The 19,551-nt window shown below is 54.0% G+C and carries 17 protein-coding genes and 1 pseudogene; 3 read left to right on the top strand and 15 right to left on the bottom strand.

The features are described 5' to 3' along the window. Positions 1-62: 62 nt before the first annotated feature. The 7 genes from HPY30_14505 to HPY30_14475 form a co-directional block, all read right to left on the bottom strand. Entirely contained in the window at positions 63-1,046 is a 984-nt protein-coding gene (locus tag HPY30_14505) for a toll/interleukin-1 receptor domain-containing protein (protein ID QYZ67079.1), read from the bottom strand. 223 nt (positions 1,047-1,269) lie between these two features. Continuing rightward, the gene (locus tag HPY30_14500) at positions 1,270-2,355 is read right to left on the bottom strand and encodes a hypothetical protein (protein QYZ67078.1); all 1,086 of its coding nucleotides are present in this window, start codon (positions 2,353-2,355) and stop codon (positions 1,270-1,272) included. A gap of 143 nt (positions 2,356-2,498) precedes the next feature. Beyond that, a complete protein-coding gene (locus tag HPY30_14495; protein ID QYZ67077.1) occupies positions 2,499-4,505 on the bottom strand; it encodes an ABC transporter ATP-binding protein in 2,007 nt (668 codons plus the stop codon). Positions 4,506-4,516: 11 nt separating this feature from the next. Next, entirely contained in the window at positions 4,517-5,914 is a 1,398-nt protein-coding gene (locus HPY30_14490) for an ABC transporter permease (GenBank protein ID QYZ67076.1), read from the bottom strand. Positions 5,915-5,966: 52 nt separating this feature from the next. After that, on the bottom strand, positions 5,967-6,287 hold the full coding sequence (locus HPY30_14485) for a GIY-YIG nuclease family protein (protein ID QYZ67075.1): 321 nt from the start codon (positions 6,285-6,287) through the stop codon (positions 5,967-5,969). Between the two features lie 48 nt (positions 6,288-6,335). Continuing rightward, positions 6,336-7,313 (bottom strand): ABC transporter permease, encoded by a 978-nt coding sequence (locus tag HPY30_14480; protein QYZ67074.1) that lies wholly within the window; start codon positions 7,311-7,313, stop codon positions 6,336-6,338. Then, entirely contained in the window at positions 7,310-9,442 is a 2,133-nt protein-coding gene (locus tag HPY30_14475) for an ABC transporter substrate-binding protein (protein ID QYZ68069.1), read from the bottom strand. The genes HPY30_14480 and HPY30_14475 overlap by 4 nt, the downstream gene beginning before the upstream one ends. A gap of 224 nt (positions 9,443-9,666) precedes the next feature. On the opposite strand from HPY30_14475, the gene HPY30_14470 reads away from it, so the two are divergent. Then, the gene (locus HPY30_14470; GenBank protein ID QYZ67073.1) at positions 9,667-10,440 is read left to right on the top strand and encodes an enoyl-ACP reductase; all 774 of its coding nucleotides are present in this window, start codon (positions 9,667-9,669) and stop codon (positions 10,438-10,440) included. A gap of 46 nt (positions 10,441-10,486) precedes the next feature. Here HPY30_14470 and soxB read toward each other — a convergent pair whose 3' ends face one another. From soxB to HPY30_14455, 3 genes are all read right to left on the bottom strand, one after another. Next, the gene (soxB, locus tag HPY30_14465) at positions 10,487-12,265 is read right to left on the bottom strand and encodes a thiosulfohydrolase SoxB (GenBank protein QYZ67072.1); all 1,779 of its coding nucleotides are present in this window, start codon (positions 12,263-12,265) and stop codon (positions 10,487-10,489) included. A 390-nt stretch (positions 12,266-12,655) separates the two neighbouring features. Next, positions 12,656-13,282: a response regulator transcription factor gene (locus HPY30_14460; GenBank protein QYZ67071.1), complete on the bottom strand. Its 627-nt coding sequence runs from the start codon at positions 13,280-13,282 to the stop codon at positions 12,656-12,658. A 3-nt stretch (positions 13,283-13,285) separates the two neighbouring features. Continuing rightward, on the bottom strand, positions 13,286-14,650 hold the full coding sequence (locus HPY30_14455; GenBank protein ID QYZ67070.1) for a PAS domain S-box protein: 1,365 nt from the start codon (positions 14,648-14,650) through the stop codon (positions 13,286-13,288). Between the two features lie 205 nt (positions 14,651-14,855). Between HPY30_14455 and HPY30_14450 the strand changes: the two are divergent. Together HPY30_14450 and ltrA are read left to right on the top strand one after the other, a co-directional pair. Next, a pseudogene (locus tag HPY30_14450) lies at positions 14,856-15,061 on the top strand (hypothetical protein). 30 nt (positions 15,062-15,091) lie between these two features. Next, the gene (ltrA, locus tag HPY30_14445) at positions 15,092-16,798 is read left to right on the top strand and encodes a group II intron reverse transcriptase/maturase (GenBank protein ID QYZ67069.1); all 1,707 of its coding nucleotides are present in this window, start codon (positions 15,092-15,094) and stop codon (positions 16,796-16,798) included. A gap of 74 nt (positions 16,799-16,872) precedes the next feature. Here the strand turns inward: ltrA and HPY30_14440 are convergent, their stop codons facing one another. The 5 genes from HPY30_14440 to HPY30_14420 form a co-directional block, all read right to left on the bottom strand. Further along, the gene (locus HPY30_14440; protein QYZ67068.1) at positions 16,873-17,871 is read right to left on the bottom strand and encodes a phosphate/phosphite/phosphonate ABC transporter substrate-binding protein; all 999 of its coding nucleotides are present in this window, start codon (positions 17,869-17,871) and stop codon (positions 16,873-16,875) included. A 39-nt stretch (positions 17,872-17,910) separates the two neighbouring features. Further along, entirely contained in the window at positions 17,911-18,711 is an 801-nt protein-coding gene (locus HPY30_14435) for a hypothetical protein (GenBank protein QYZ67067.1), read from the bottom strand. A gap of 240 nt (positions 18,712-18,951) precedes the next feature. Beyond that, positions 18,952-19,164 carry a hypothetical protein gene (locus HPY30_14430; GenBank protein ID QYZ67066.1) on the bottom strand — a complete coding sequence of 71 codons (213 nt, stop codon included), beginning with the start codon at positions 19,162-19,164 and terminating at the stop codon, positions 18,952-18,954. Further along, on the bottom strand, positions 19,161-19,307 hold the full coding sequence (locus tag HPY30_14425; protein ID QYZ67065.1) for a hypothetical protein: 147 nt from the start codon (positions 19,305-19,307) through the stop codon (positions 19,161-19,163). Before HPY30_14425 ends, HPY30_14430 begins: the two co-directional genes overlap by 4 nt. A 4-nt stretch (positions 19,308-19,311) precedes the next feature. Then, the gene (locus HPY30_14420; protein ID QYZ68068.1) at positions 19,312-19,470 is read right to left on the bottom strand and encodes a hypothetical protein; all 159 of its coding nucleotides are present in this window, start codon (positions 19,468-19,470) and stop codon (positions 19,312-19,314) included. Positions 19,471-19,551: the final 81 nt, after the last annotated feature.

The following is a 19,551-nucleotide window of genomic DNA, read 5'->3' as shown; positions in this document are numbered from 1 at the left end:
GTGAAATACAGGCGCCTTTTCGCCGCGGGGCGCGGCTCCTACAAAGTGTAGTCGGCCTGTCGTCACGCATTCTCAAGCAGCTTGGTGACCTGTTCCTCAAGCTCTCCCGGGCTTTTATGCAGCCGTTTGGAATAGAGCCAGTTCACATGGGTACCGACATTGAGCAAACCGGTTTGCGCGTTGGCACGGTCACGAGCGCGCACTGGTAGATTTTGATTCAAGGATTCGTGCCACTGTATAAGCCTTCCGCGCTTGCGTGTCTTTTCACCATCCAGCACACAAAACAGCTGCCGCTCCGTAACAGCAAGCCAAGTACGCTGTTTCACGGTGCGGAACAGCAGCAGTCCATCGACGACGTATTCTTCAGTCTCGCAGAATCCAGAATCGTCTATCAGTTTGCGCACACCGTTCCAGGTATAGAATTCGTTGCCAGAGGCGTTCTTCTCCTTAAACGGCTCTGTATAGATGGGTTGTGTGGAAATGGAGGCAGCAATGATCTCCTCGACAATATCTGCCTCTTCATCCACCAGCGCCTGACCGCTCCGTTCGCTCTCCAGTTGCTCATCGATACGCAGGGAAAATTCGACAAGTTTTTTCTCCCATTCATGCTTTGGCAGTTCCGACATAGCCTGCCCCGCATCAAATATCTGAATCTCCTGCAGCCAGGCGGTTTCTTGCCACAGGCAGGGACGGATGATAAGTGGAAAGATGGCAAGTTCGCCGCTGTTGGAGCGGTCGATCAGCAGTGGCAACTCCTGTTCGAGGATAAACTCAGAGGCTAAAAAGTCGGTCGAAACCAACAATACTGCCACCCTCGCCTGCCGGATGGCATCTTCTATCTCCGGCTTCCAATTGCTGCCGAGATCGATCTGTTTGTCCGACCAGGCGCGATAGTGAAATCTGGCATTCTGATACAGGTTCCCACTCTTCAGATCCAGCGCTTTCAAACGGGTAAACTTGAGAGAGTCCAGAAAGGCGATAAGCCGCTCATGCCAGTCATCATCGCGATGACTATAGGAGACGAATATATTTATTTCTTTACTCATTGGCCTTTACTTTTAACTCAGGTTTCCGAGTTCGTGGTGATAGCTAGCATGGAGTGTGGCTTCTCATAAGGTAACAGACGTAGGGTGCGCCGCGCGCACCATGATTGCTGTAACTGCTTATTCTGGTGCGCACGGCGCACCCTACCAAACTCTGCGGTTATTTCCTGATTGAGCAATGCAACAGCCCTCCGGTTCTTCCGTGAACCGGTCTTGCTGATAGTCGCTACCAAAGCATAACAGCCGTTTCACCCGCCGCATTGGCCCAGTAAAGACGAACGCGGAGAATATAGGTTGTGCCTTTCATCAGTCGATGCTCGATTCTGGCATTGTAGTCAGTACCGCTGTCATCATCGGCTTGAAGATAGATGGGATCATCGGTTCCACCATCCTCAAAAAGCACCATCAAAGTATCTGCCTCTCCAAAAGACTGCATGGTGTATTTGCGCGTTGTTTGCGGCTTGATAACCAGATTCACCTGTCCGCCCGCTTCGATCTGAATAACTTCAGACTGAAACGGCATCAGATTTATGTAGTCTTTTTTTCTCAGCAACGGATAGAAATGCTGTACCCAGCTTTTGTCTTTGGGTGAGAGGCCGGCAGCAGGATGAATGCCGGTGGAATCATAGGGGGACGGACCTTCAATCAGAGCAGCCCGAAATTCGTAATGCATGACAGAATTGCTGTCCCAGCCCGAACCTTCCACGTCACTTTCAGAAACTGCGTCCAAAATATTGCTGTCGATTTTTCTGCGGCTCCAGTTATTCGGCGGGCCGCTGAAATAATCGTAGACCCCCTGCCGGTTCCATTGAATGCCGGCAAACGGATTCTGATGTTCATGTTTGGCACCGAGGGAATGACCAATCTCATGCAGCGCCGTATCCTTTCCATGGGATGTTGTCAGCGACCAGCCAAAGTTCATCGTTCGCTTACGCTTTGAGATATTACCCATCGGATAGGTGCCGATATATGACCAGGAGCCTTCATCCTGATTAAAGCCGATCCTTATTTCGGCTTCATCGAGATTTTTCACTTCAACGAATTCAAGGCCGATACCCAGATCCTTCCACTCTTTGAATGCTTTTCTCACCGCACGTTTATCCGCTGCGTTCCCTGTCCATTTTGTTGGCGAGTCATGTTTCGTATGTTCAAAAAAACAGTAATGGATAACCGTACCGTTTACCCAGATGTTATCCATATCCAGGATAAATGCAGCCCGTCCCGGATCGACATCCTGTGGCACTTGGCGCACAGCCATTTCCGGCATATCGCAGAATTTACGACCCGCTTTTTCAGCTTTGGAAACACTCACCTTCTTTGTCCTTCTTACGCGTGTTTTTTTCTTGATCACCTTCCCATCCTCCTGTCCTTATCCGGCATTGGTCTATCAGAAGATATAGCACAAGGAGAATAATGTTCCCAGGAACACCCGTGTTTATCACCATGGACACGCTCTTATATCTGATCAATGCGGAAGCACCTGACGCGGTGGGTCTCTGAAATCGTGGTTTCAGCAGGGTATCCGGCACTACAGGCTGCAACGGCCTCTGGACAACGGGGATGAAAATGGCAGCCATTCGGCGGATTGGCGGGAGAAGGCATATCTCCCTCCAGACGGATCACCGAGCGTTGAAAATCGGGGTCGGGCACAGGCACGGCTGAAAGCAGTGCTTTGGTATAGGGATGCGCCGGCGACCCCAGCACCTTCTCGACACTGCCCTGCTCCACAATACGGCCCAGATACATCACTGCCACCTCATCGGCCAGATAGGAAACCACCGAGATGTTGTGCGTGATGAAGAGGTAGGATAACTCCAGTTCTCGCTGCAGCGATTTCAACAGGTTGAGGATCTGCGCCTGCACCGACACATCCAGCGCGCTGGTGGGTTCGTCGCAGACGATCAATTGCGGCTCCACCGCCAGAGCACGGGCGACACAGATGCGCTGACGCTGACCGCCGGAGAACTCATGGGGATAACGTGTAGCTGCATCGGCATGCAGTCCCACTTGTTCCAATAGCTGATTGACCCGCACCTTGCGATCTCTTTTTTTACCGATCTTCTGCGCACGCATCCCCTCGGCAATGATCTCCCCTACCAGCATGCGCGGATTCATGGAGGACATGGGATCCTGAAAGATAATCTGCATATCCGCGCGACGTTGGCGCAGCGCCTCTCCCTTCAACTGCGTCAGTTCGTCTTCGCCAAATTTCACCTGCCCTTCGGTGGGACGGATCAGTTGCAATATACCCTTGCCAACCGTGGTCTTGCCGCAACCCGACTCACCCACCAGGGCCAGGGTTCGTCCCTTGGCAATCGACAGCCCGAGACCATCCACGGCCCGCACCTGGCCCACCACACGCCGAAACACGCCTTTATGGATGGGAAAGTGAACCTTGAGATCCGTTACATCCAGCAGGGATTCATCACCCACCCGGGACAAACTATGGGTTTCCGCCTCGACGGAGGTATCACTCAGCGTGGGCGTGATCGGGTCGTCGGCATAGATAAGGCAGCGTACGCCCTGCCGTTCGGTTAGGTCGACCCAGTCGGGTATCTCGTTGCCACAACGGGATACCGCCTGTTCACAGCGATCCACAAAGCGGCAACCCGAAAACTGCTGGTTCAGCGGCGGCACCGTCCCTCTGATGACCGCCAGTTTTTCGTCCCGCTTGTGACTGTCCGGCAGAGATTCAAAAAGCTTGCGGCTGTAGGGGTGTTTCGGGCCTTCAAAGAAGGCTCCAACATCCGCAGTCTCAACGATCTGCCCCGCATACATCACCGCCAGTCGGTCAGCAGTCTCCGCCACCACACCCAAGTCGTGAGTGATGAGCAGGATCGCCATGCCGGTCTCCTGCTGCAACTGTTTCAGCAGGTTCAATACCTGGGCCTGGATAGTCACATCCAGCGCTGTGGTGGGTTCATCGGCGATCAACAGTTCTGGCCGCCCTGCCAGTGCCATGGCGATCATTACCCGCTGTTTCATGCCGCCGGAGAGCTGATGGGGATACTCTCTGGCACGGCGACGGGGATCGGGAATACCGACAGAATCAAGCAGTTCCACCACCCGCTCCGTCACAGCCGCGCCACTCAGTTTGTCATGCAGGCGCACCGCCTCGGCAATCTGATCACCGATGCGCAGCACCGGGTTGAGGGAGGTCATGGGTTCCTGAAAGATCATGCCCATGCGACCGCCCCGCACTTGGCGCATCTCCTGTTCGGAAAGGGTCAACAGATCCAGACCGTCAAGTTTGACATGCCCATCGCTGATGCGTCCGGAAGGCGGCAACAGGCGCATCATGGTGAGGGCGGTCATCGATTTGCCGCAACCCGATTCACCCAGCAGCGCCAGCGTCTCGCCCTGGCGAATGGTCAGATTGAGACCATCCACCACCCGCACCGGGTTCTGCTTGTTACCGAGCCGGGTGTGCAGGTTTTCAATTGCTAACAGATGATTTTTCATGGGCAATATCACTACCGGCTAGTGCGCAGTCTGGGATCAAAGGCATCCCGCACCACATCCGAAAAGAGGTTGGCGGAGAGCACCAGGGTAAACATGAAAATCAATGCTGCAGCCAGCGACCACCAGACAATCGGCTCGCGGGCCATTTCGAGCCGGGCGCTGTTGATCATATTGCCCCAACTGTTCATGGTCGGATCGACCCCTATATTGACGTAAGAGAGCACCGCCTCCGCCAGCACCAGGCCGCTGAAGTCGAGCACCAGGGTGATCAATACGATATGCAGCACGTTGGGCAGGATATGACGGCCGATGATGGTGAAGTGACCGACACCGAAGGCCTGGGAGGCCTGCACATACTCAAGCTCCCGCAATTTGAAAGTCTCGCCCCGCAACATACGGCAGAGACCTGTCCAACTGGTCACTCCCAGGATCATGCAGAGAAAGAGCAGCCGCAGGTCGGCCCGCTGGGTCAGACTGGCAAACTCCGCTTCGTGATTGCTCATGTAGATCTGCATCATGAGGATGGCGGCGGCGATCAGCAACACCCCTGGAATGGAGTTGAGGGTGGTGTAGCTGTATTGGATCAGATCGTCCACCCAACCCCGGAAATAACCTGCCATGATGCCGAGCAGGATCGCAGCAGGCAGCATCACCATGGTCGTCAGGGTACCGATCAACAGTCCGGTGCGGATACTTTTCAACGCCTGATAAAAGACATCCTCCCCCACTTTGTCGGTGCCGAAGAGGTGGTACTGAACCGCCAGTTCGCCCAGGATAAAACCGAGCACCAGCAGCACGCCCAATGTAATGAGCACTGTACGCCAGGGGATTGGCGTCTCATAGCGAATCACCCGTGACTGCATCTGCCCGAAGGTCAAATTTTCCCGCCTCGCCATCAGCGCCACAAACAGGACGGAGAGACCCAGCCAGCAGACTATGCCCTCCAGCGTTCCGTGTATGACATTAAGATAAATATCGGAAGCCCAGTCGAGTTCAGGGTCTGCCAGATGGGCACCGCCGAACTTCAGCCGGGGATAGTCACGTTGGCTTTTTCCACCAGCCAGTTCGATGGTCTCCTTGGCGTAGAGGTGTGTTGCAAGCGGTGCCGAATAGGTCTTCTCGGTGCGGGTGCGCAAGGGTGTGACCATAAGATCGAAGAGGCTCAGCACCTCGGCGGTCTCCCCCTCTGTGCCATCCATATCGGGATGGTAGTGAATGGAGTCGAGCAGGCCGATCAGGATATAACAGGAGAGCACCACCAGCGCCCCCATACCCACACGGCTGCGCGCCACATGCCGCCAGGGGGCACGCAGATGTTCCCGCCGACTGGCGAACAGGGCAAAGCTGACTGCCAGTAAAACCAGCAGGAAGACCAAGGCGTCGGTCCAGAGAATCACCAGATCAGGCATGGATTACTCTATCGATTTGGTTTCTTTCAACAACGCGTTTCATAGAACTCTGTCATTTCGACCGCAAGGAGAAATCTCCATCCCATTCTGCCGCAATATCTTCAAAGCAAGGATTAGTCTCTGCAACCAATGCATTTTTCTTCTCTCGCCTCCACTTTTTTATCTGTTTTTCTCTTGTAATAGCTGCAACCACATCATCGGTTTCTTCGAAATAGACCAACTTATCAATGTTGTATCTTTGGGTAAAACCCTTAACCAGTTTCCGTTTGTGTTCATATATTCTGCGTTGCAGGTCGTTTGTAACCCCAACATACATAACTTTCCCATTATTGTTGGTCAGGAGGTAAACGTAGTAGCTTTGCGTCCTTGCCATGAGATTTCTCCCTCTGGTCGAAATGACAAATTCTCTTCCATGACTGAATCACTGCAATCGCACCCTTGGATCGACGATGGTATAGGAGATATCGGTCAGTATCAGTCCGATGATGTAGAGCACGGAGCCAAGAAAGACCATCGCCCGCACGATGGCGAAATCCTGCCGGTTGATGGCATCGATGGTGTAACTGCCCAGGCCCGGTACGCCAAAGAAGGATTCGGTGATCAGACTGCCCATGAATAGCAGCGGCAGCACAGCCACCACGCCGGTCAGGATCGGGATCAGCGCATTCTGAAAGACATGGCCGAACAGCACCCACTGCTCACTCAAACCCTTGGCCCGGGCAGTGCGCACATAGTCCTTGTTGATCTCCTCCAGAAAAAGGGTGCGATACCAGCGGGTGCCGGCACCGATACCACCAATGACCCCGATGATCACCGGCAGGAGCAGAAACTTGATCGCACTCAGCCCGGTGCTGTAACCCGAGATCGGCACCAGATGGAGCAGTTTCCCCACCAGATACTGCCCACCGATGATGTAGAAAAGCGCTGAGATCGACATCATCACCACGCAGATCACTACCCCCCAGAAATCGATATAGGTGGCGCGAAAGAAGGCGATCAGCAGGGCGAAGGTGATATTCAACGCCAATCCAACCAGTAGCACCGGCACCGCGATGGCAAGACTGGGCCACATGCGCTGGGAGATGTCGTATCCGATATCGCGGCCGCTGTCGGAAACGCCGAAATCAAACTGAAACAGCTTCACCGACTTCTGAAAGAAGATGGTCCGGGTGATCTGTCCAGCACCCGCCTCGGATTCATTGTAGAGCATCGGAAGATCGTAGCCCCGCTCTGCTTTCCACTCCTCGATAGCGGCGGGAGTGACGCGCTTCATGCCCAGATTCATGCGCGCCATATCATCAGGGGAGTTGACCACGAAGAAGAGTAGGAAGGTGATGATGTTCACCCCGATCAGGATCGGGATGGCATAGAGCATCCGCCGTACAATATAGGCCATCATCGTGCAGCACTCCTCTCCCGGCGTCGGAACAGCACAACGGCGGGAATAAGGGAGAGCAGTAATATTACCGCAGTGCCAATCACCGGCCAGAGCACCGGTTGATTCCATGCCAACTGAGACTCATGGCGCAAGTCAGGGTCGACCCGTTTGTATTTCAACGTGTTGTTCGCCATCAGATTGGGTTTTACGTTGTGATACCAGGCGTGGCTCAGGGAGAACGCCTTGGAGTGATAACCAAACAACCAGGGGGCATCCCGCCGCAGTATCTCCATCATTTGGTCGATGATTGCCATCCGTTCGGGGCCGTTATCCATATTCTTCATCCTGCTGAAGAGTCCATCAAACTCAGGATTGGCGTAGTTAGAGGCGTTCTCCCCTCCCCCGTCCGCCTTGGAATTGGGGCCGTAAAGGAGAAAGAAGAAGTTCTCCGGATCAGGGTAGTCGGCATTCCAGCCCCAACTATACATCTGCCCGGTGCCTTTGCGGATCTTCTCCTGAAAACGGTTGTAATCGGTCGCGCGGACCACCAGCTGTATACCCAACTTGGTAAACTGCTTGCGCCACCAGTTCATCCTTGCTTTGTCATCCGGACCGGTCGCCACGGCATCGTAGTAGAGCACCAGTGGTTTACCTGTGTCCGGATCCCGCCCATCGGTATAACCCGCCTGTTGCAACAACGTCTTCGCCTCATCGATGGAACGGCGTTTGGGTTTACCGTCAATCACCTCGTAGACGTAGGGGTTGACTCCCTCGGCTCCAGGCCGGTTGCCGTAGATGCCCGGCGGAATCATTCCCTGTGCCGGGATGCCCCGCCCATTGGCAAAGATGGAGATAAACTCTTCGTAGTCCGCCGCAATGGCGATGGCACGACGCAGCAGCCGCGCCCGTTCAGAATCCCCGCCGACCACCGAATCGCGCATATTGAAGCCAAAATAGCCGATGGAAGTCTGTACAGCAGTGGTCAGCTGAATCCCTTTCTGCCGCATCGACTCCGTCAGCCCCACCTCTCCCTGATCACCGAACTGCACCGCCTGATCAAAACTGTCCGACGAAATACCGGAGGTATCGTAGTAGCCCTGCAGAAATTTATTCCAGTAGGGAATGGTCTCCTTCTCCAGGCTATAGACCGCCTTGTCGACAAAGGGCAGCGGCAAACCGGCGTCCTGCAACAGTCCAGCCGCGATGTCCTCGGGTTCACCCACTTGGGGATAGGACTCACCATGAAAATTGGGATTGCGCGCCAGCACCATGCGCAGGTTGGGGTTATTCTCCGTCAACATAAACGCCCCGGTGCCTACCGGATACCAGTCCAGTTTGATATTGCGCTTGCGCAACCCTGGCTGGGCGTAGAAGCGGTCCGCCTCCCAAGGCATGGGGGCAAAGAACGGCATCGCCATCCAGTAGACGAACTGGGGATATTTACCTTTGAGACGGATGCGATAGCGGTAGTTGTCCACCACCTCCACACCTGGCAGATCATACTCCCGCAGATCGACATAAGGACGCTCTTGACCGGTCTTCTTCTGCAGCCGTTTATCCTCGGCGCTCAGGCGCTCGGAAAACGCCTTGAAACCGACGATGTACTCATTCATCACCCCGGCGATAGGGCAGTGAAAACGGGGAAAAGCGAGGCGTTTAATCTGGTAGACGTAGTCCGCCGCCGTCAGTTCGCGGCTGTTGTTCACCGGCAGATCGGCCAGAATATGCAGCGTTTCCAACTGATTTTCATTCAACTGATGGTAGAGAAATTCACCAGACTCATCCCGGGCAAACAGGGGATGGGGTTGAAAGCGAATACCCGGTCGAATAGTGATCAGGTAGTCACTGAAGGCGATCTCATCAACCGGAGCACCATCCGGCAGAGACTTGCCGTCGGCGTCCAGGTAGGTGACCTGGGGCATACCCTCACTGGTCAGAGGCACCAGCTCATAGGGCCGTTTCAGAAAATGGTACTGTAGCGGCGGCTCATAGATCTGGGCGATAAACTCATACTCATTGGAGCTGTAGGAGCGGGCTGGATCGAGATGCTTGGGGCGCTCGGAGAAGGAGCGGTAGAGCACCTGGCTGGACATCTCGCCGGCGGGGTGAGGCGAGTTCCAGGGGGAGTCATCGCACCCGGTCAACAGCATGCCGATCAGCAACAGACTGCAGACTCCTCTTAGTTTTATCAATCTGACGCGCATAAAATGGCAGGGCTCGCCCTTTTCGATTCGGGAAATTTCGGGTAACTTAGTTCGTTCTTAGTTAGCGTACATCCAGACAGCTGGAAATAAACGCAGAGTTCGCCGAGGCAATCGGCCACTGGCCGCATTATCCGCAATTCTGTTTGATGACACCACCAAGGAATTGTTCCATGGGTTTTTTGCAAGACAAACGTATTCTTATCGTTGGCGTCGCCAGCAACCGTTCAATCGCCTGGGGCGTTGCCGAAGCCATGCACCGCGAGGGCGCACAGCTCGCCTTCACCTACCAGGGTGACAAACTCAAGAGCCGGGTGCAGAAGATCGCCGACCAGTGCGGTTCGGATATCGTACTGCCGCTGGATGTCACCAGTGACGAGCAGATCGATGCAGTATTCGAGGAACTGGGCAAGAAATGGGACGGCCTCGACGGCATAGTCCACTCTGTGGGTTTCGCCCCCCGCGACCATCTGGAAGGCAGGTATCTGGACAATTTGACCCGTGAGGGTTTTGCCATGGCCCACGATATCAGCGCCTACAGTTTCGCCGCGCTGGCAAAGGCTGGCATGCCGATGATGCAGGGCCGTAACGCCTCGCTGATCACCATGAGCTATCTCGGCGCCGTGCGCACCGTTCCCTTCTACAATGTGATGGGGGTTGCCAAGGCGAGCCTGGAGGCCAATGTCCGCTACATGGCCGACTCAATGGGTCCCGACGGCATCCGCGTGAACGCAGTCTCCGCAGGTCCGATTCGTACCCTGGCGGCATCCGGCATCAAGAACTTCAAGAGCATGCTCGACGAAGCGGAGCAGAAGACCCCGCTGCGACGTAATGTGACTACCGCAGAGGTGGGCAATGCGGCTGCTTTCCTCTGTTCTGACCTCGCCTCTGGCATCACCGGGGACGTGCTCTACGTCGACTCCGGCTACCACATCCTGGGCGTGTGATTCGAAACGTAGGGTGCGCCATGCGCACCCTACCCCAGCAGGATCATCAGCTGCTTCGGTACTCCGCAATACCTGGATTACCCTTCACGCCGACCAGTTTCGGGGTGTTGAGCTTTTTGATCTTTACCGTTTTCTGATGACGCAGGTAGTCACCCACCACATCCCAGATGGGACGGCCCGGAGATTTTGAACCCACGGTCGCCCAACCGGAAACCACATACTTCTTGTCAGCATCAATTGCGGTACCGTCGTTCAGGGTCATATTGGTAATGCGCTTGCCGAAACCCTTGCCCGGCTCACAGACATAGTCCAGGCCACCGACCCGCACCATGTCACCCCCCTGCTGATAGTAGGGATCCTTGTTGAAGAGGTTGTCACTCACATCCTCCAGGATTGCCTTGATGTCGACACCGCTCATCTCCCGGCGATAGGTCTCGGGATAGGTGATACTGGTCTGATCCATGACGTTGTCCATGGTGATCGTCTGACCCGGCAGCACGGTGGTGCCCCAGCGGAAACCGGGAGAGAGGGATATCTGGGCGTCATTGACCTCGGTGAGAGCATCGCAGATGACCTGATCGAAGGTGCCGTTGAAGTTGCCACGGCGATAGAGGGTCTCTTCCGCCACCGCCAACCGCTCATCCAGCTGAGACTTGTAGGGGGCACGCACACCGTCGATGTATGCCTGCATCTCCTTGTCTGCGGGCAGCAGGTTGGAAAAGACCGGTAGCAGCCGGTAACGAAAATCCCGCACCTTGCCGCCCTTTACCTCCAGATCCATCACACCGAGGAACTTGCCGTTGGAACCGGCATTGGTCACCAGGGTCTTGCCACCGGCATTCTTGACGACCGTCGGGGCCGGCATACCATCGTGGGTATGGCCGCCGAAGATGGCGTCGATGCCGCTGACCCGAGAGGCCATCTTGATGTCCACATCCATACCATTGTGGGAGAGCACCACTACCACATCGGGCTTCTCATTTTCGCGCACCATATCGACCACCGCCTGCATGCTTTCGTCCTGGATACCGAAGGTCCAGTCCGGGATGAAGCGCTGGGGATTGGCGATGGGGGTATAGGGAAAGGCCTGGCCGATCACGGCTACACGGGCACCGCCCACGTTCTTGATCACATAGGGCTTGAAGGCGTTGCCCTCATCTTCGTCAAAACCGTCAAAATCGGGAAACTTGTAGTCGAACAGGGCATCGTCATTTACCTTGACGTTCTGCGCTACGAAGTCGCCTTTGAAATCATGGATATTGGAGATCACCTCCTTGTCCAGATAGGTGAACTCCCAGTGACCGGTCATCACATCCACACCCAGCATGTTGCAGGCACCGACCATATCTTTTCCGCGGGTCCAGTAGGCTGTGCCGGAACCTTGCCAGGTGTCGCCCCCATCCATCAAAAGGGTGTTACCAGGCCCCCTCTCGGCACGGATACGGTCCACCAGCGTTCGCAGATGGGCAAAGCCGCCGATCTTGCCATACTTGGCCGAGGCAGCATCAAAATTGAGATAGCTGAAGGCGTGGGCTTCGATGCCGTTCGGTGCGATACCGAAATGGTTCAGCAGTTTGTCACCCACCAGGTGAGGTGCCTTGTTGAATGCATAACCCAGTCCCAAATTAACATTGGGTTCCCGAAAGTAGATGGGATTCAGCTGTGCATGTGTGTCAGTAAAGTGCAGCAGAGAGACATTACCAAATTTCGGCACCTCATAAAGATCGGCGGGCTGCCGGGCTGCTGCAAAGATCGAGCCGGGCATCATGCCGGCAGCGCCGGCGAGTCCCACCAGGCGAAGAAACTCACGTCTGGAAATAGACATTCTCTTTAAATCCTCTCAGGTATCAAGGGCAATTTTTCATTGGGTGGCAAGAGGGGCGAAGTCGATGCTGAATGATTCCAGGCACAGAAAACCTCTGTTGCCTCAATCAAATTTGACTCCGACCCTTATGAGATTCCAAATATTTTGTACTGCACCCATTACACATTTTCAGTCTTCAAACTGCGGTAAAAAGTTGAGTTGCCGCAAGACCACTATTGTTATTGCGTAAAAAAGAGTTGGCAGGAATAGAGGGGGCGCCTGTCAGAGCTCTCCAATAACCTTTCCTGCCAACATCAGGGCTTCCCCCCACTGGCTCCGGGCTGGTCAGGGGAACATTTATTATCTAACTCTATGTCGTATAAAGAAAATTCCCAATTACGCCAAACCCTATTACGGTTTTCCATAGTTTCTGTCCAGGGACAGCATCATGCGCATCAGGTGGGACAATGTATCAGCATGCATCTTCTCCATCACTTTGGATCGATGCGCCTCGACCGTCGACAGGGTGATGCCCATTTCATCGGAAATATTTTTGTTGCGTTTACCGGCAATCACCAGTTCCAGGACCTCCCGCTCACGAGGCGTCAGCTGCTCAAAACGATCCTGTATATCTGTAAGCCGTAACACTTCACCGCGCCGGTTGGCATCCTGCTCGATGGCACGATGCACACTGTCCAGCAGCATCTGGTCACGAAAAGGTTTCTCAATAAAATCCACCGCTCCATTCTTGACCGCGCGCACCGCCATCGGCACATCACCATGGCCGGTGATGAAAATGATCGGCGGGTAAATAGCTTCTCCCTGTAGCCGCTCCTGAAGTTCCATGCCGCTCATGCCCGGCATGCGGATATCCAGCACCAGACAGCCCGGAAGGCTGGCATCGAAAGCATCAAGATAGTTCCCGGCAGAGGCGTAACAGGCAACTGAAAGGCCCACGGATTGCATCAAAAGCTGTAGTGCGTTGCGCACCTCTTGATCGTCGTCCACGATGAAGACTGTCGGCGAGTTCTGTTCCATACTTCATGTACCCATGATAAGTGGAAGGGTAAATTGGAATTCCGCTCCGCCATCGGCTGGAGTGACAGTGCTAAGTCTACCACCATGAGCGTCAATGATCCCGTAGCTGATAGAGAGTCCAAGTCCCATGCCCTCACGTTTGCTGGTCACAAAAGGCGCGAACAGCGTATCCATGATATCGGGATTGAGTCCTGGGCCGGTATCCCTGACCGTCACCTGAACCTGATTGTCACGCAAACCGGTGCGGATGAGCAGTTCGCCGCCCGATTCCGGAGTATTACCCATCGCCTCAATGGCATTGCGGGCAAGATTGAGGATCACCTGCTCGATCTGTATCCGCTGAACATCAACCATTGGCACTTTCGGATCGAGATCCAGTTTCACCACCACATCGGCCCGGCGAATCTCGGGCCGGATCAGCACCTCCACGGTCCGAACCAGATCGTTGATGTCGACCTCGGCACTTTCCAGCGGCTCCTTTTGCACCAAACGGCGCAGCTGGCGAATGATCTCCCCTGCCCGTTCAGCCTGTGAAGCGATTCGGTCCATCACATCAGCACAGACCTGTTTGTTCTGCGAGCCGGACTCAAGCATACGGATGCTTGCATGGGCGTTGGTTGCAATCGCAGTCAGTGGCTGATTCAGTTCATGGGCGATACCTGATGCCATCTCACCCAACGTACTGAGCCGCGCCACCCGCGCCAGCTCATTCTGATGCTGACGTGTTTCATCTTCCACCTGCTTGCGCTTGGTGATATCACGAAACACCACAACGCTTCCCAGTGTCTTGCCAGATACATCCCGGATTGGCGTACTGGTGTACTCCACGGAAAAACTGCTGCCGTCCTTGCGCCAGAAGAGATCATCGGAGACATGCCTGGGCTGGTTGTCCCGGAACGCCAGGTAGACTGGGCAATCCTTCTGCGCATGTGGAGTGCCATCCGCATGGGTATGGTGCAGAATCTCATGCTGATTCCTGCCGATGAGGTCCTCCTCCTGCCAACCGGTGATCCTCACTGCAGCACGATTGACGAAGGTGGAATTACCCTGAAGATCCACACCATAGATACCGTCGGCCACCGAATCGAGGATCAATTCATGTTGCTGTTCCAGTTGCACCTTGGCACCATGCAGTTCCCGATTGAGCCGCATCACCCATAGCGTCATGAAGGACATGAGTATAAGGTGCGACATGAAGTCGCTTAAACAATTGTTTCGACTGGAGAAACATTCCAGTAAGGAAACCTGTTGTTTCGCCAACAGTAGCCTAGCGGCACATGCATTTCTGGTAACAAGAGTGTGTGAAGCTGCCGCGACAATGTAGCCCGGCCGTAAGGCTAAGACTGAACCGTGAGGGGATGTCTGCATCTGCGAGCGTCAATGTGGATGGGGCGCTAGGTTGGATGGTATGACCAACAAATGTGAACTGCCGATAAACATCGTCACGTGTGTACAAGCCAAAGACGCTGACAGGCTTGGGCCAAAATGGCAACGTAGCAAGGCTGCTCTCCTTTTGTATGAGGGCACGCGAATACTCAACGCTACCGGTGGATAGGCAGGGTCTAACCCATTCTTGTTGTTTAAGTGGAACATGGTAAGCCCGTATTTCCGCCCAATTGGGCAGGTGAACCGCAAGGAACACTGTTGGGAGTGCGGGTAAAGGAACGCGGAGAAAGCGAATGCCGATCTGTAATCGATTGGATAGAGATTGAGCTGCGAGGCGACATCATCTCCCGCGAAAGCGGGCAGACTTCCGTATGGTCTTTCATTACAAGATAGTTTGGAGAACTTTTACAGGAGGGAATGCAAATGACTACGCAAGCAAGTTGCGCGGGTGCGCCCTTCGGCGAACCGATACATTGGCATGGCATTGATTGGGCCAAATGTCATCGGGAAGTCAGAAGGCTGCAAGCGCGTATTGTAAAGGCAACACAGGAAGGCCGCTGGGGCAAGGTGAAAGCCTTGCAATGGCTGCTGACCCACTCGTTTTCCGGCAAAGCACTCGCCGTGAAACGGGTGACCGAAAACAAAGGCAAGAACACTCCGGGAGTAGACAAAGCAACATGGTCTACCCCAGAGGCAAAATCTCAAGCTATGTTGTCTCTTAGCCGCCGCGACTACCAACCGCGTCCATTGCGTCGGGTGTACATACCGAAAAGCAATGGGAAGATGAGACCGCTGGGTATTCCAACGATGAAAGACAGGGCCATGCAGGCACTTTATCTGCTTGCCCTGGAACCCATCTCGGAAACGAAAGCAGATCCGAACTCATATGGGTTCCGCCCTCAACGGTGCACTGCGGATGCGATCGAGCACTGTTTCAAAGCACTTGCTCGTGGCAATTCAGCGCAGTGGATACTAGAGGGTGACATCAAAGGCTGCTTCGACAATATCAGTCATGACTGGATGCTAGCAAATATCCCACTGGATAAAGTAGTGCTCCATAAATGGCTGAAAGCTGGATATATGGAAAACCGCAAACTTTTCCCAACAGAGGCGGGAACACCGCAAGGTGGAATTATCTCGCCAACCTTGGCCAATATGACTCTAGATGGACTCCAAGCTGCGCTGGACAAAGCGTTCCCTTGGACAACCCGCCGTGGTCAGAAAGTCAAAGTAAATCTGGTGCGTTATGCAGATGACTTCATCATCACCAGTGTCTCGAAAGAGCTGCTGGAAGATGAAGTTAAACCGCTAGTCGAGGATTTTCTTACAGAACGGGGATTAACCCTTTCTGCTGAGAAAACCAAGATTACGCATATAGAGGAAGGAGTTGATTTTCTCGGGCAGAATATTCGTAAGTATGGTGGGAAGTTGTTGATCAAACCATCAACGAAGAACGTTTCGACGTTCTTAGATAAAGTCCGTGGAATTGTGAAAGGTAACAAACAGGCAAAACATATCAGTTTGATAAGACTACTCAATCCAGTAATTCGTGGTTGGGTCAACTATCATCGCCATGTCGTAGCCAAGGATACCTTTCAGCGCGTTGACCGTGAGATTTGGCGTAGTTTATGGCAATGGGCTAAACGCCGACATCCAAAGAAGAATCGTCACTGGATTAAGGATAAATACTTTAAGCATGTGGGGAATCGGACTTGGGTGTTCGCAGCAGAAACGGGTAATTTGAAGCCCAATGGGAAGCCAATATTGGTAAAGCTGGTGTATGCCGGTGAAACGCCAATTCGGCGCTACCGCAAGATCAGGGCGAAAGCCAATCCTCATGACCATCGTTGGGAGTCCTACTTCGAAGACCGTGTTGGGTCCAAGATGCAGAATAACCTCCGTGGTCGTCGAAAACTGGTAAAGCTCTGGCTCGATCAGGACGGACGATGTCCCGTTTGCCGACAACGCATCACCAAGGAATCAGGTTGGAATGTTCACCGACTGATTCAACGCGTTGACGGTGGTAAGGACAACATAACCAACTTGGTCATGCTGCATCCCAATTGTCATAAACAAGTTCACAGCCAAAAGTTGGACGTTGTGAAGCCGGTTCCCGTGAGGGGGCTATGAAAAGGCTTGAGCCGTATGAGGGGAAACTCTCACGTACGTTTCTTAGGGGAGGGAGTGGCGGTAACGCCACTTCCTTACCCGACAAAAACCAAGCCGCCCAGTAGCCAGTACCGGTAGCGTTTGATGGCGTCCAACAGAGTGAAGCGCCCCGGTTCTGCATAGGGAGAGAGTGAAAGCTCCTTGAGTAGCTCATGCACCGGCTGATAGTCGAGGGGAATCGTCCAGCCGGCATATTTGCCGGAGATTGCAGCAGGGTGATCGTGGGGCATATTCAACAGTGCCACAGCCACCCGTTGAGCCAGGTCGTTCGCAGTATGGCTGACCTTACTGAACGGCCACTCCGGGTAGAGCCGGGTGCTGTGGGCAAAGGGAAACTCAGCGCTGGTCAACGGATTGATGATATGGAACTCATCCAGGTCGATGACCCCGGCATTTGCCATGCGTTCAAGAATATCCGTACGCACGGTACCGACATCCACCTTGCCCTCGCGCACCGCCATCACCACCCGATCGTGGATGCCACCGAACTCCAGCCTTTCAAAATCGCGGTAGGGATCCAATCCTGAGGACCTCAACTCGCGCCACGCCATCTGAAAACCACCAAGAGAGGTCGCATCCACTGCCATCAGCGAACGTCCGCGCAGATCTTCGAGATCTTTTATCTCCGCATGATCCCGGCGGGTGAACAGTACGCCACCGAATATATTGTAGGGCACATCCCCGCGCCGATTGTTAAGCGTGGCAATACGTGAGACGCGGAATTTTACTTCCAGATTGACGTAGATACCTGGATTCACCAGGATGAAGTCGACCGCACCCTGCAGCACCGCTGGATCGACCTCATCAAAGTCGAGGGGAATGATTTCAAACTGCTTTTCCGGGATGGCATTTCCCAGATACTCGGCCGTGGGACGCCAGGCGGCCAGTGTCGCCCGATCACCGCGGTGACTCAGCACACCGATACGGACCAGATCCCCTTCGGCACCGGCAGTGCCACAGAAACACCACAGTAAGCACAGCAGAACGAACGGCACGATGCTTGAGTGAAATAGTGACACCAGGGAAACCTTCAATCACCGCAAGTAGAGAGAACCGACACCACGCAAGCCAGGTTATTCCGTCAACTTGCGTAACTTACTGAACAGGCTCTTGCTGTTTTTCTCCTCGGCAAGCGCGACCTCCTCACGCAGGAGCATTTCTTGCGTCTCCTTTTCACGCTGCTGTTTTTCCATCTGTAGTCGTTTACGGATTTTTTCCTTCTCTGAGTCGGAAATATCCAAACTATGGAGATTTTCATGTTTGCGCAGGATAAAATTACCCAGATCATCAAGCCATTTCTCGGTAATTTTTTCAGGCTTGTAGAGGTGGCGCTTGATGGAAAATCCTTCAAAATTCGAGGTGATCATGCGGATGCCACCCTGTTCAGGATCGGCCTGAAAGAGAAAGATCACTTCAACCTTGACCTGCACCTGAAAAGTGAGGCCGACCAGTCGCTGCTCCATGTCCCTGACCGGCCACTCGGCAAAACGCATTTGCTGGTTTTCCAGGAAAGACCGCGTCGCATCTGCGTCCGACTTGGGGGTAACCGAAAATTCCAGTTCGCTCTCTGTCGCACAGTTGAATCGCAAACGGATAGTTTTGGTCTGATCGGTACTATCCGCGTTGACGATATAATCCTGTTGCCGTAATCCCTGAATTTCCCCGTAACCAAGCAGTTCATAGCTACAGCTCACATCCGGATTGACAAGCTGCAGCTGCTCCGCCAGTTCGTTGAGATAACGCAGGATCGCCCGCATGCGTGGTCGCAGGGTCGACTGGTAGAGGGCTTCCTGCCTGGCTTCAGGCGAGTCCTGCTCGTTATCCGGTTGCTGAAGACGTTCAGCCTCGTGTTTTAATTCATCAAGAAGGGACATGGTGAATCTTCGATAAAATCAGGTGGTTTCAGTCTTTTCCCTATCGATATTCTCAGGCTTCACTGCCATTACCCCGCCTTATTCATGGCGGGTTCCATCAGGCTAGGCGATACACCCGCCTAAAGCAAGGATTTTGGTTCGTAGTTTAGTCTCTGCACTAAAACACAGCTTTAACCACGAAGCGCACGAAGAACACAGAGAAAATTTGGGTCTTCACCAAATCATACTGAGTAACTCCGCTCACCTGACACCAGTCAGGTAGAGGTCCAGGCCACCAAGATGTAAGTAGATCGCTGTCTTAAACAGCTCTTTGCCTCGGAAGCCCGTCTCTGCCCAAGTTCGGTTTACGTAGTACCACAGAGACATCCCGTACTCCTTGATGGCCCAGGCGCGGGCAGTCTTCAGCGTGCTGTCCCGCAGATCCTTAAATGCCCGCCACTGCTTGGTACTCATGTTATCCGGGTTGTGGTCTGCCAAGTGTATTTGCTGCCTTTGAGCATGTCGTTGCCCAGTTGCAGCAGCGCCTTGTGCTCTTGGCGACGCACTTTGTCGACCGCATCGCCCAGGTACTTGGCGATATGAAACTTGTCCTTCACGCGGCTAACCGCTATAGCATTTCAAGCCATCGGATACAACGAGGCTGGACGCGGTCAAGCGCCGTTTCGCCCATTGAGCGATCTCCATCGTACGAAATTCCATCAACTCGATAAATCGCATGGCAACGGACTGTCCATCTTCGTTGGTTTGCACCGCCGCGATGAAGGGTGTCTTGCCTTCAGCACCGCGTCCACGTTTACCGCCGTTATGCTCGCCACCTCAATAGGCATCATCCACCTGAAT

It is taken from the genome of Gammaproteobacteria bacterium (ex Lamellibrachia satsuma) (genome assembly GCA_019623805.1).
GTDB lineage: Bacteria > Pseudomonadota > Gammaproteobacteria > Chromatiales > Chromatiaceae > QGON01.
This window is presented reverse-complemented; position numbering and strand designations above follow the sequence as displayed.